This is a genomic window from Alterotamlana spongicola (assembly GCF_035818475.1).
Taxonomy (GTDB): Bacteria; Bacteroidota; Bacteroidia; order Flavobacteriales; family Flavobacteriaceae; genus Cognatitamlana.
In genome coordinates this window covers 60,530-73,193 of record NZ_JAYMGV010000001.1, presented here as the reverse complement: position 1 = coordinate 73,193, position 12,664 = coordinate 60,530, and the positions used below count along the sequence as shown (strand labels likewise).

13 protein-coding genes are annotated in these 12,664 nt (G+C 34.5%); 2 read left to right on the top strand and 11 right to left on the bottom strand.

Going from position 1 to position 12,664, the window contains the following annotated elements; translation table 11 throughout:
* Positions 1-26 precede the first annotated feature (26 nt).
* Positions 27-443: a DUF1573 domain-containing protein gene (locus VOI54_RS00340; protein WP_326280708.1), complete on the bottom strand. Its 417-nt coding sequence runs from the start codon at positions 441-443 to the stop codon at positions 27-29.
* 303 nt (positions 444-746) lie between these two features.
* Between VOI54_RS00340 and VOI54_RS00335 the strand changes: the two genes are divergently transcribed.
* On the top strand, positions 747-3,380 hold the full coding sequence (locus tag VOI54_RS00335) for a valine--tRNA ligase (protein WP_326280707.1): 2,634 nt from the start codon (positions 747-749) through the stop codon (positions 3,378-3,380).
* Between the two features lie 117 nt (positions 3,381-3,497).
* On the opposite strand, the gene VOI54_RS00330 is transcribed toward VOI54_RS00335, so the two are convergent.
* The 9 genes from VOI54_RS00330 to rsfS all read right to left on the bottom strand — a co-directional run bounded on the left by VOI54_RS00330 (position 3,498) and on the right by rsfS (position 11,411).
* Positions 3,498-4,415 (bottom strand): carbon-nitrogen hydrolase family protein, encoded by a 918-nt coding sequence (locus tag VOI54_RS00330; protein WP_326280706.1) that lies wholly within the window; start codon positions 4,413-4,415, stop codon positions 3,498-3,500.
* Between the two features lie 211 nt (positions 4,416-4,626).
* Positions 4,627-5,634: a hypothetical protein gene (locus tag VOI54_RS00325; RefSeq protein WP_326280705.1), complete on the bottom strand. Its 1,008-nt coding sequence runs from the start codon at positions 5,632-5,634 to the stop codon at positions 4,627-4,629.
* Between the two features lie 152 nt (positions 5,635-5,786).
* Positions 5,787-6,512 carry a carbohydrate-binding family 9-like protein gene (locus tag VOI54_RS00320; protein WP_326280704.1) on the bottom strand — a complete coding sequence of 242 codons (726 nt, stop codon included), beginning with the start codon at positions 6,510-6,512 and terminating at the stop codon, positions 5,787-5,789.
* Between the two features lie 93 nt (positions 6,513-6,605).
* Positions 6,606-6,872 carry an acyl-CoA-binding protein gene (locus tag VOI54_RS00315; RefSeq protein ID WP_326280703.1) on the bottom strand — a complete coding sequence of 89 codons (267 nt, stop codon included), beginning with the start codon at positions 6,870-6,872 and terminating at the stop codon, positions 6,606-6,608.
* Positions 6,872-7,525, bottom strand: coding sequence for a phosphatidylserine decarboxylase family protein (locus tag VOI54_RS00310; protein WP_326280702.1), 654 nt, complete (start codon positions 7,523-7,525; stop codon positions 6,872-6,874). The genes VOI54_RS00315 and VOI54_RS00310 overlap by 1 nt, the downstream gene beginning before the upstream one ends.
* Positions 7,515-8,336: a phosphatidate cytidylyltransferase gene (locus VOI54_RS00305; RefSeq protein WP_326280701.1), complete on the bottom strand. Its 822-nt coding sequence runs from the start codon at positions 8,334-8,336 to the stop codon at positions 7,515-7,517. The genes VOI54_RS00310 and VOI54_RS00305 overlap by 11 nt, the downstream gene beginning before the upstream one ends.
* 1 nt (position 8,337) lies before the next feature.
* Positions 8,338-8,946: an LUD domain-containing protein gene (locus VOI54_RS00300; protein ID WP_326280699.1), complete on the bottom strand. Its 609-nt coding sequence runs from the start codon at positions 8,944-8,946 to the stop codon at positions 8,338-8,340.
* A gap of 119 nt (positions 8,947-9,065) precedes the next feature.
* Positions 9,066-11,030 carry an ATP-dependent zinc metalloprotease FtsH gene (ftsH, locus tag VOI54_RS00295; protein ID WP_326280698.1) on the bottom strand — a complete coding sequence of 655 codons (1,965 nt, stop codon included), beginning with the start codon at positions 11,028-11,030 and terminating at the stop codon, positions 9,066-9,068.
* 9 nt (positions 11,031-11,039) lie between these two features.
* Entirely contained in the window at positions 11,040-11,411 is a 372-nt protein-coding gene (gene rsfS, locus VOI54_RS00290) for a ribosome silencing factor (RefSeq protein WP_326280697.1), read from the bottom strand.
* A 93-nt stretch (positions 11,412-11,504) separates the two neighbouring features.
* On the opposite strand from rsfS, the gene VOI54_RS00285 reads away from it, so the two are divergent.
* Entirely contained in the window at positions 11,505-12,236 is a 732-nt protein-coding gene (locus tag VOI54_RS00285; RefSeq protein WP_326280696.1) for a biotin--[acetyl-CoA-carboxylase] ligase, read from the top strand.
* Here VOI54_RS00285 and VOI54_RS00280 read toward each other — a convergent pair.
* Positions 12,233-12,628 carry an SRPBCC family protein gene (locus VOI54_RS00280; RefSeq protein ID WP_326280695.1) on the bottom strand — a complete coding sequence of 132 codons (396 nt, stop codon included), beginning with the start codon at positions 12,626-12,628 and terminating at the stop codon, positions 12,233-12,235. The genes VOI54_RS00285 and VOI54_RS00280 overlap by 4 nt on opposite strands.
* Between the last annotated feature and the right edge of the window lie 36 nt (positions 12,629-12,664).

Below are 12,664 nucleotides of genomic sequence, written 5' to 3'. Positions count from 1 at the left end.
TTTCATTTTATATTGTAAACAACTTTTTATTGTTGCATTACGGTTTTAGTTTTTTTTTCAAGTATGTTTATTTTACTAGGGTCTATAACTTCACCTTTAATTTTTAAAGCTACAGTTGGGGTGTCTGCATTAGAAATTACAGTAATGGTCTTTCTAATAGGGGTAACTCTATTAGTATCATATTTCACTTCAATTTCTCCTGTTTTGCCTGGTAAAATTGGCTCTTTTGGTTTTTTAGGAATAGTACATCCACAACTTGAAGATACTTTAGAGATAATAAGGGGCTCATTACCGGTATTTGTGAATTCAAAAATCCTTACACCGTTTGAACCTTTTTCAACAGTCCCATAATCAATGGTTTCAGTTTTAAATTTAATTTTAGCCTGCGCATTTACAGAATAACTGATCAATCCGATAAATAAAAATGTAATTAATTGTTTCATGGTTTATTTTTTAGAGTTCTAATTATTAATATTTTTTCATAATTAGCAAGGGCAATTCATATAAATTTGATATAAATACAAATCAAACATACTTACTTTTCCTATAATCTGCAAAAATTATAGACATAATGCATGTTTGTTAACATATTTTACGGTTTCAAAAGTACATATAGCTTTTCATTCTATCTGTTTAAAAATTGTTAAAGTACAACGCTATTTGGTTTTATCAATTGCATTATAGTTTCACAGAAAAAGAAATATAAGTACTTTTGCACATCTATTATTCAAAAACTATTCCAAAGTATGGAAATTCCATCAAAATATGATGCAGGGCAGGTAGAAAGCAAGTGGTACAATTACTGGATGAAACATAATTATTTTCATTCGGAGCCAGATGAAAGAGAACCTTATACTATAGTAATTCCTCCGCCAAATGTAACAGGGGTCTTACATATGGGGCATATGCTTAATAATACTATTCAAGATGTATTAATCCGTCGAGCGCGTTTGATGGGGAAAAATGCTTGTTGGGTGCCGGGAACAGACCATGCATCTATTGCCACTGAAGCCAAGGTGGTTGCTAAATTGAAAGAACAGGGTATTGATAAGAATGATTTGTCCCGTGATGAGTTTTTAAAGCATGCCTGGGACTGGACACATGAATATGGAGGTGTTATTCTTGAACAACTCAAGAAGCTAGGGTGCTCTTGCGATTGGGAAAGAACAAAGTTCACTATGGATGATGACATGAGTGAAGCGGTAATTAAAGTTTTTGTTGATCTATATGAAAAAGGCTTAATATACCGAGGGTACCGTATGGTAAACTGGGATCCTGAAGCTAAAACAACCCTATCTGATGAAGAAGTTGAATATGTTGATAAACAAGGCAAATTATATCATATCAATTACCAGGTAGAAGGTTCTGATGAGGTACTAACTATTGCGACTACCAGGCCTGAAACTATTTTGGGTGATACGGCCATTTGTATTAATCCCAATGACGAACGTCACACACATTTAAAAGGGAAAAAAGCTATTGTTCCCATTTGCAATAGAGTTATACCAATAATTGAAGACGAATATGTTGATGTGGAGTTTGGTACAGGTTGCTTAAAAGTCACTCCAGCTCATGATGAAAATGATAAAGTTTTAGGAGATAAGCACCAATTAGAGGTTGTTGATATTTTTAATGAAGATGCCACATTGAACAGTTACGGACTTCATTTTGAAGGACAGGATCGCTTTGTGGTTAGAAAAGCCATTGTCAAAGAACTTGAAGGTTTAGGGCTAATAGAGAAGATTGAAGACTATAACAACCGTGTTGGTATTTCAGAACGTACAAAGGCTATCATAGAACCAAGATTGTCAGATCAGTGGTTTTTAAAGATGGAAGAACTTGTGAAACCTGCAATTAAAGCGGTTTTAGAAGATGAAGATATTAAACTGTTTCCTAAAAAGTTTGAGAATACTTATAGGCATTGGATGGAAAACATTAGGGACTGGAATATTTCACGTCAGTTAATGTGGGGACAACAAATTCCGGCTTATTACTATGGTGATGGAAAAGAAGATTTTGTTGTTGCAGAACATATTGAGGAGGCACTGGAAAAGGCAAAGCAGAAAACCGGAAATTCTCAGCTGACTGTTAACGATTTAAATCAGGATAAAGATGCATTGGATACCTGGTTTTCATCATGGTTATGGCCCATGAGTGTGTTTGATGGGATTAGAAACCCTGAAAATGAAGAGATAAGGTACTATTATCCAACGAATGACCTGGTAACCGGACCAGATATTTTATTCTTTTGGGTAGCCCGTATGATTATTGCCGGGTATGAATATAAAGGTGAAAAGCCTTTCAATAATGTATATCTAACCGGATTGGTTAGGGATAAGCAGCGTCGTAAAATGTCTAAACAGTTGGGCAATTCTCCTGACGCCTTAAAACTCATTGAAACTTATGGAGCTGGTGGTGTACGTGTTGGGTTACTGTTGAGTTCTGCTGCAGGAAACGATTTAATGTTTGATGAAACTCTTTGCCAACAAGGGAAAGGTTTTGGGACTAAAATTTGGAACGCTTACCGTTTAGTTCATGGATGGGAAGTTAGTAAAAATATACAGCAACCTAAGTCAAATAAAATTGCTATAGATTGGTATGAAGCTAAATTTCAAAAAGCTTTAGTTGAAATAGAAGATCATTTTAGTAAGTATAGATTAAGTGATGCATTAATGGTTATCTATAAGCTTATTTTTGATGATTTTTGTGGATGGTTTTTAGAAATGATTAAACCAGCTTATAAACAGCCAATAGACGCTAAAACATTAAAAAGTGTTGTTGCTATTTTTGAAGACAATTTAAAAATAGTACACCCATTTATGCCGTTTTTAACGGAGGAACTATGGCAGTTTATAGCAAAGAGAACTCCTGAAGAAGCGTTAATTATAGCTAAATGGCCGGAATCTAAACCGGTTAATGAAACTTTAATTAATGAGTTTGATTTTGCTGCGGAGGTTATTTCAGGAATTAGAAACATCAGGAAGCAAAAAAATATAGCCTTTAAAGATGCTATTGGCTTTTCGGTAATCAATAATGAAAATACTGGTGAAACTTTTGATGAGGTGATCACTAAATTAGGGAACTTAGAAGCTATAACCTATACTTCGGAAGCTGTTGATGGCGCATTGACCTTTAGAGTGAAATCTAATGAGTATTTTATTCCTATGGCTGGCGCTATTGATGTAGAGGCCGAAGTTAAAAAGTTAACCGAAGAATTAAACTATACCGAAGGCTTTTTAAAGTCTGTGCAAAAGAAACTTTCAAATGAGCGTTTTGTAAATAATGCACCGGAACAGGTTGTGGCCAGCGAAAAGAAAAAAGAAGCTGATGCCTTAGCTAAAATTGAAACCCTAAAAGCTAGTTTAGCTAGTTTGGGATAAACCAACCCTAGGGGGCAATGTAGGCTGTTAGGCTGTGTTTTCTAATGCTTTTTGAGGTAGGAGCTTATTAATAGAATTTGATAACTAGTATTTTTTAGTAACAATCTCAAGATAATTTTAAGGGGTAGATTTAATTGAAAACTGAAAGACATCTGGTCTTGAGTAATGACCAACTACATCAAACATACGTTTAGCTTTTATAATATCTTGCAGGTCAATCTCGGCATATAAAATACCTTCTTGTGCTTCTAAGGGCCCAGTCATAATTTGCCCTTTTGGACCTATGATACAGCTATTACCTACATTTATCCATTCTCTTCCTTCCGGATATAGATTTTTAAATTGAAACTCTTCAGGAATATCATCCAATCTTAAAGCCATACAGGTGCTAATCACAAAGAACCCTCCTTCTCTGGCAATATGCTGCATGGACTGAAGCCAGTTAGCGCTTTTATCCCATGTTGGGGAGGCTAAAATTTGTGTGCCACTTTCATAGATGGCGTTTCGAGCCAATGGCATTAAATTTTCCCAGCAAATAAGCCCGGCTATTTTTCCAATTGCAGTTTCATATGACCTAAGAGAGGAACCATCTCCCTGAGCCCAGATTAAGCGTTCTCCTCCTGTTGGTATTAATTTTCTGTGCTTTCCCAATATAGTGCCTATATCACTAATAAACAGAAGGCTGTTATATAAACTTGTATTGCTAGTCTCGGTATTGCGCTCATGTATTCCAATTACCACATTAATACCTGCTTTTTTTGCGGCTTTGCAAAGTTTATTGGTCATGTCATCAGGAATGGAGATAGCGTTTTCAACAAGTTTTAAATAAAGTTCATTCAAATCGGCTCCCTTACTATTAGGAATAAGCCATACCCAGTCCGGGTACCCGGAAATGAAAGCTTCGGGAAAAACAATTAATTTCGCACCCTTTTTTCCGGCTTCCTGTATTGCTTCACATGCTTTAGCAACCGTTTGTTCTTTGTTCAGGAATATAGGAGAAAGTTGGGCTGCCGCAATTTTGAACTTAGTATTCATCTTATACCGTGATATTCTATTAACCTATGGAGAATCAAAAGTTTATAGCTGAATCATACTAAATTACTTGATTTTTTTCACAAAATCAAATTTAGTTATACAGCTATTACCAAATAGGTAATCAATATAGATTGTATAAAATGCCTGACCACTAAACCAATACCAACCTCTCTTTTAATATTGTGAAAAATCCCAAACTTTGATATTCCTTTTACCTCGAGAACCTGGAGTTAATTGTTGATCTTTTTGCGGGTGTAGCTTTTTTTATCGGTTTAGCTGCGGGTCGGGCAGCGGGTTTGTTTGTCGGTTTTGTAGCCGGTCGTGTAGTTGGTCTGGTTGCGGGCCTGTTAGCCGGTTTACCAGAAGATGGCCTTGTAACCGGTTTAACCGATGGCTTTGTTGCCGGTCTTTTAGTAGGTACAGAAACCTTATTATTTTTTGTTTGGGGAGTGGTGCCTTTCTTTTGTGTCTGAGGTTTCCAATCTTTTTGAACAGGTCTGCCCGTTGATTTAGTGGCTTTATTAGCCGGTTGTTTTGTATTGGAAACTTTGGCTTTATAATCATTACGTCTTGCTCTGTTTTGTATTTGTACAGAGGATTTACTTCTTCTAACGGTAGTACGACGGTAGGTGTTTCTCACATTAATGCGCACACGAACATTGGTGCGGTATGTTCTTATCGGGTAAGGTCTCCAGGGGCGGTAATACGGCGGATAATAGCCCCAGTAAAATGGCGACCTCCATGGTCTGTAACGCGGCCCCCAAAACCAAACAAAAATTACGGGACGTCTAACATAAACAGGTTCTACAATATAGCTTGGACCATACATACTTACATCTCCTACTACTTGTACCTTGGTTTCACCGGTGTTATCTTTTTCAACATCAATAACAGCAACATCCTGATATTGATCTTTGGCAATAACCGCTTGTATAGTAACTACATGCGTGCCATTATTGGAATTTTCAATAACCCTTAAATAATCAACTTCCCCGTCGTTATTTAAATCTAAATTTGAGATTTGTGTATTGGGATCGTTTAACCTTTTTTCAAAATCTTCCAAATCCTCCGATTCTCCAAAGATCGACGCTACAGCTTCCAGATCTAAATTTTCACTGATGCTGCTATCCATGGCTTCAACGGTTGTAATATCCTGAGCGTTTAAATGGGTATGCCCTATTAAACACAGTAGTACTAAAAGAGCGTGTTTTATGTTCATGTTGATTTCTTTTATATATCCTGTTACTTATAGATAAATCTTCAATTCAAAAACTATTCCAAATCTTGTAAGCTTCATATAGAATTGAATAACTTGAATCATTGCTATTATAAAGATACTTTTTTATTAAAACAAATAAGCAGCCTGCTTATTTAGTTTATAAATTCTACTAAACCAAACATGTTGGGTTGATGCGCATCCTTTGAAATATCATAAATAGGGAAGATGGTAGATGTAACCCGCCTCCCAATTTCAAGATCATTGCGCTCTTGTCTTAAAGCTAAAAATGCCCATTTAGTTCCTTTCTTAAGAGGGTATAATTCTGTTGATCCCCTAAAAGCTTCTATAGGAATGGCTAATTCCATGGTCCAGCCCTGATCAATATCAGAATTATCATTGATGGTCCCGTTGGTGATAACTTTTACCTGATAATCAGGATTAAATGCTTTAACAACGGTATTGTTCCCTTTGTGAAAATTATTGATAAATACAACATCATTTTTAGCTTCATAAAGGTTTATTTCAAAGCAGAAATGCATACTAGCACTATTAGGTACCGGGATAACAAAAAATTCAGCGCAATCATCAAGAAAAGGCATGCCGTCTCTGTTTTTTTCTGACGAAGTTAAGTACTTGTCCTCACTTTCGTAAAACAAATACAATGTTTCATCATCCCATAACATTCTAAATGTAGTGTTTTGCTTGTCCGTAGGCTTTATAGTTTTATAATGAAAATCTAAGGTACGAGCTTCTGTTTTTTCCCATACCCTCTCACTCATTTTTCCGTCAATTATAATCTTTTTTTTGGTTTTTTTAGCCTTATAAACCGGTCGGTCTTCTAAAGATAATTTATAGTCTTGTGCCCAATTTAACTGCATATACAGACATGTTAAAACAATAATTAAAGGCTTTAATTGATTAATGTTCATTAGGCTTAATGCTAAATATTAGAATTTATATGGTTATACTAATTATTTTCTATACAGAAAATAATTGTTTACCAAATCAATATATGATTGTTTTGCTTCTTCTTCCGAAAGACCTTTTGCCTGAAATAAAGCATTAGTTTTAAAGGCATTAATTATGGGTTTTTTGCTTCGGGGCTTACCATAATCATTTGTAGCTTTTTTGTAGTAGGCATAAAGCTTTAAAAGCGTGTCTGCTGGAAATGGGTCGGTGTAGGCGTTTACTCTGTCAACGGCCCGTTGAAACTCCATATCTAACTTACTTTTAACCATTATTTTGCTTCTGCAATAATACTTTCTCCGCCTTTGACTTTTTGATTTAACTGCACCTTAATGTTAGTGTCTAAAGGTAAAAATAAATCAACTCTTGATCCAAATTTAATGAATCCGGATTCGCCTCCCTGAACGGCTTTATCATTAAGTTTGGCATAGTTTACAATGCGTTTGGCTAATGCACCTGCAATTTGCCTGTGTAGAACTTTTCCATAAGTATCGTTTTCAACAACTACAGTAGTACGTTCGTTTTCTTCACTGGCTTTAGGGTGCCACGCCACTAAATATTTACCGGGGTGATATTTGCTGAAAATAACATGCCCTCCAATAGGATAACGCGTAACATGTACATTTATTGGAGACATAAAAACACTTACCTGCAAGCGTTTTTCTTTAAAGTATTCTTTTTCAAAAATTTCTTCAATAACCACAACCTTACCATCTACCGGAGCTATGACTTGTTTGTCATTTAAAACGGTATGTCGTTTTGGATTTCTGAAGAATTGAAGGATCAAAATTAAAAAGACCAAAAGCAAGATCAGAATGATTGTCCTTAACCAGTTGATGTCTATAAAACTATCAACCAATAAAAAACACCCAACAACAAAAACGAATGTTATAAATATAATTTTATGGCCTTCTTTATGAAACATAATGTAAAATTCTTAAAAATAAATATATAAAAGGTGCAGCAAAAATAATACTATCTAGCCTATCAAGTAACCCACCATGACCAGGCATAATTACACCACTATCTTTAACTTTTGCCTGACGTTTAAATTTTGATTCTATTAAATCACCTAAGGTGCCAAATACGCTAATAATTATACTTAAAATTAACCAGCTAGTAAAGTTCAATGTTTCTGTAAAGGTAGCAATAAAATAACTTGCTACACATGAAAAGAATAAGCCTCCAAGAAACCCTTCAACAGTTTTTTTAGGAGAAATGATTTCAAACAATTTTTGTTTCCCGAAATTTTTACCTACTAAATAAGCGAAAGAATCATTGACCCAAACTAAAATAAAAGCACCCAATAAAATATTGGGGTTATACGCTTCATAAAAGTTTGTTATTAGAACAAGAAATACAAAAGCACTGGACAAATAAAAAGTTGTTAATAAGAAACGTTTGGTGCTAAAAAGCGGAATAGATTTTATAGAAAACAAATCTTTAATTAAAAATAGTTCCACAAAAATGGAAATTACCATAAGAATTTGGGTAGCTTCATTTAAACCAGCACTAGTGTTTAAAACGGCTTGCCAATACCCGAAAACAGCATAAAGTATAACAAAGATAACATATGGGATAAGGCTTTTGAGCTGGATGAGTTTGTTAAATTCGGCCATACAAATTAGTCCAAATACAAAAAATAATAAAATGAGGGCTTGCTCATAGTATAAGCAACTAACCAGTAATGCTACATAAAGTAATCCTGAAAATGACCGAACTAAGGTTTCTTTCATTCTATAAGTCTTCTAATAGTAGTAAATATAGATTCTTTGCACTGCTACCATAGCTTAAGAAGTCTTTTTCGTCTCCTGATTTAAAGTGCTTAATGGTGGTAATATTTGTGGGTATTTTTTGTTTGTTTTTAGATTTTATTCCGCGTAATCCTTCACCAATATTTTCTACAATTTGACTGGTAGTAGCAAATACTATAAAGTTAAAGGGTAGTTCGGGTAATTTTTTTTCAAATATTTGTTTTGATGAGATAAGCAAAGAACCATCATTGGCAATCAGGTTTTCACAAGTAGTTAGAAAAAATGTAGACTCGCTTAACTTTTTAGTAGGATTTAAATTTGAGCCTTTAAATTGATCTTCCAAGTTTGTATCTAGTATTAAAACAGGTTTTTCACGCCACTCATTTTCCTCAATAATGTGTCCTAAGTTTGTGAAGATTTCATTTAAATTTTCACAATACAAGAACTTCCCGCCATTTGCTTTAAAGTTTATTGTAAACCTTTCATCTATAGGCAGTTTTATTTCAGGCATATATTTGCCTCTGTCATCAGATTTTAGTTCCTCTTCTGTTTTTTTAGATTTGGAACCAAAAATTTTTCTAAAAAGACTCATTTAGTTTATTGCTATTAACTGAATTCATAGAGCTTCACCAAATATAAAAAATCTTAAACTAACCAATATGGCTAATTTAAGATTTTTACTATAACCTTAACAAATATATAATTTTCAGCTTACTCTTCTTCGTTTTCGGCTTCTTTTTTAGAACTTTCAGCGTCTTCTTTTTCAAAAGTGCGTTTCCCAAAAATCTTCTCAAGGTTATCCTTGAAAATAACTTCTTTTTCTAAAAGTACTTCAGCAAGTTCAGTGAGCTTGTCTTTGTTTTCTTCCAGTAATTTAATAGCTCGTTGATATTGCTCTTCAATAATACTAGATATTTCTTTATCTATAAGCTCAGCAGTTTCTTCGCTATATGGTTTAGTAAAACCATATTCACTTTGTCCTGACGAATCATAATACGTTAAATTTCCAATTTTATCACTCAAACCGTAAATGGTAACCATAGCACGAGCCTGTTTTGTGACTTTTTCTAAATCGCTTAGTGCACCTGTTGATATTTTGTCGAAAATCACCTTTTCAGCAGCACGTCCGCCAAGAGCAGCACACATTTCATCCAGCATTTGCTCAGGTCTTACAATCAGTCGTTCTTCCGGAAGGTACCAGGCCGCACCAAGAGAACGTCCTCGAGGTACAATAGTTACCTTAACAAGAGGAGCTGCATGTTCTAACATCCAACTTACTGTGGCATGACCTGCTTCATGATATGCCACCGCTTTTTTCTCACTAGGAGTAATGATTTTATTTTTCTTTTCAAGGCCTCCAATAATTCTGTCTACGGCATCAAGGAAATCTTGTTTATCAACCGCCTTTTTACCGTTTCTTGCAGCAATTAATGCCGCTTCATTACAAACATTTGCAATATCTGCACCCGAGAACCCTGGAGTTTGTTTTGACAAAAAGTCCAAATCAAGATTCTCTGCTTTTTTAAGAGGTCGCAGATGTACTTCAAAAATTTCTTTACGCTCCCTAACATCAGGTAGGTCAACAAAAATTTGCCTATCAAAACGTCCGGCACGCATTAATGCTTTATCTAAAATATCAGCTCTGTTAGTGGCAGCCAGTACTATTACATTGGTATTAGTACCAAAACCGTCCATCTCTGTTAAAAGCTGATTTAGGGTATTTTCACGTTCATCGTTACTCCCCGACATGGCATTTTTACCTCTTGCGCGACCAATAGCATCTATTTCGTCAATAAAAATGATGGAGGGCGATTTTTCTTTAGCTTGTTTGAACAAATCCCTAACACGTGAAGCACCAACTCCAACAAACATCTCAACAAAATCTGAGCCCGATAACGAAAAGAAAGGAACTTTAGCCTCTCCGGCAACAGCTTTAGCTAGTAAGGTTTTTCCTGTACCCGGAGGACCTACAAGTAAAGCGCCTTTAGGAATTTTTCCTCCCAGAGTTGTATATTTTTCAGGGAACTTAAGAAAATCAACAATTTCCTGAACCTCCTCTTTAGCACCTTCTAAACCAGCAACATCTTTAAAACTGGTTTTAACTTCGGTGTTTTGATCAAAAAGCTTTGCTTTAGATTTTCCAATATTGAAAATTTGCCCACCTGCACCACCACCTGCACCACCGGACATACGTCTCATGATAAATATCCAAACACCAATTAATAAAATAAAAGGCAATATGCCCATTAACAGGTTGCCCCAATCATTGGTTTCAGTGTCAAATGTAACCACAGGTTTATCTGCCAGATCTCTAGTGGTTTCGTTTAACTTGTTTTCAAAATTTTGTAAATCCCCAAATTCGAATCTATAGTTAGGTAATTTAGTTGCCGAAGGGATAAAAGTTTGAGGTTTTGAATTTTTATGCACCTCTTTACTTTCAGCATCCTTTGTTAAGTATACTTTGGCAACCCGTGTGTTTTTTACAATATCTACACGCTCTACATCACCGTCTTCCAGATATCTGAAAAAGTCTGACGGTGTAGTCAAATTACCATCTTGATAACCTCCACTACTAAACAACTGGAAGCCCAAAAATATGGCTATTAGGGTACCGTAGACCCAATATGGACTAAATTTAGGTTTTTTATCTTTTATATTTTTCTTGTCGTTTGCCATTTGATTTTTTTAGTAACTGGTTTCTATTAGGGTTGTTTTTGCATCTCCCCAAAGACTTTCTATATCATAAAATGCTCTTACATGCTTTTGAAATACATGAACAACTACATTGACATAATCAATTAATACCCATTCTGCATTGTCTACACCTTCAGTGTGCCAAGGGTTATCTTTAAGCTCTTTGCTTACCTTTTTTTGAATGGAATTGACTATAGCGTTTACCTGCGTATTTGAAGTTCCTTCGCAAATAATAAAGTAATCACAAACCGTATTTTCAATTTCTCTTAAATCCAGAATATTAATTTCCTGCCCTTTTACATCTTCAATCCCACTTATTATAACCGATATTAATTGGTCTGCGCTAATTTTTTCTTTCGCCATTAAGTATATTTAATTTGTGCAAAGTTATTATTTTTTTAGTTCTTTATACTTTAAAATAATCATAAGATTTTATAGTCCTATAATGACTTCAATATGAATATAATCAAACTTGATGCCACTGATTCCACAAATAGCTACTTGAAAGAACGTTACATTAATGAACCTATTAACGATTTTACTGCTGTTATGGCAAAACAGCAAACACATGGAAGAGGACAAATGGGAACCGTATGGGAATCACAATCCTCTAAAAATCTTACGTTTAGTGTGTTTAAAGATGTAAAAGAATATAAGCTTGAGTACCCCTTTTATATTAGCATGGTTACCGCTTTAGCCATAAAAAAAGTCTTAGGTTTTTTTTTGATACCACAACTAAAAATAAAGTGGCCTAACGACATTTTGTCAGCAAATAAGAAAATTTGTGGTATTTTGATTGAAAATGTCATAAAACAAAACTATGTAACGGCATCAATCATTGGCATAGGGTTGAATGTCAATCAATCTGAATTCAATAATTTGCCTAGGGCTTCTTCTTTAAAGATGTTATCAGGAAAAGTCTATGATTTGGATGAAATAGCATTGCAAATTTTGAATACATTAAAAGATTATTTTGCCGTTTTAGAAGCAGGGCATTTTGAAATTTTGAAAACCGAATATGAATCTCTTTTGTTTAGAAAAAATAAACCCTCAACATTTAAAAATGCTGAGGGCTTAATGTTTTCAGGTTTTATAAAAGGCGTTTCCAATTCCGGAAATCTTCAGATTTTACTGGAAGATAATATTATACAAGAATTTGATCTAAAGGAAATTACGCTTTTATATTAGATTGCCTTAGGAATATTTGTAGCCAGAGTTTCAATAAATTTGCTGATAGGCCCCTTAATCATCATAGCCATCATAGGGTTGAATTCACCAGAAAAATTTAATTGAACATCACTTGAAGTGTCATCTATTTTATTAATAGTACCAACAAGTGAAAAATCAATTTTCCCACCGGCTGCTCCAAGAGTTATTTTATTTGGTGGGGAAACCGCTTTCTTTTCTAAAATGATTTCGGGCATTCCTTTAAGTGCAAATAGAAATTTATTGTCATTTAAAACTTCAAATTTGCTGATATTTTCGGGCATTAAAGATTCAAAATTCTTAACGTCGGCTAAAAAGTTAAATATATCTTCGGGTGATTTGTTTACTCTAATTTTTTGAGATTCTAAATTCATAATACTGTTAAACGTTATCTGTTAAAGATTCTTTTA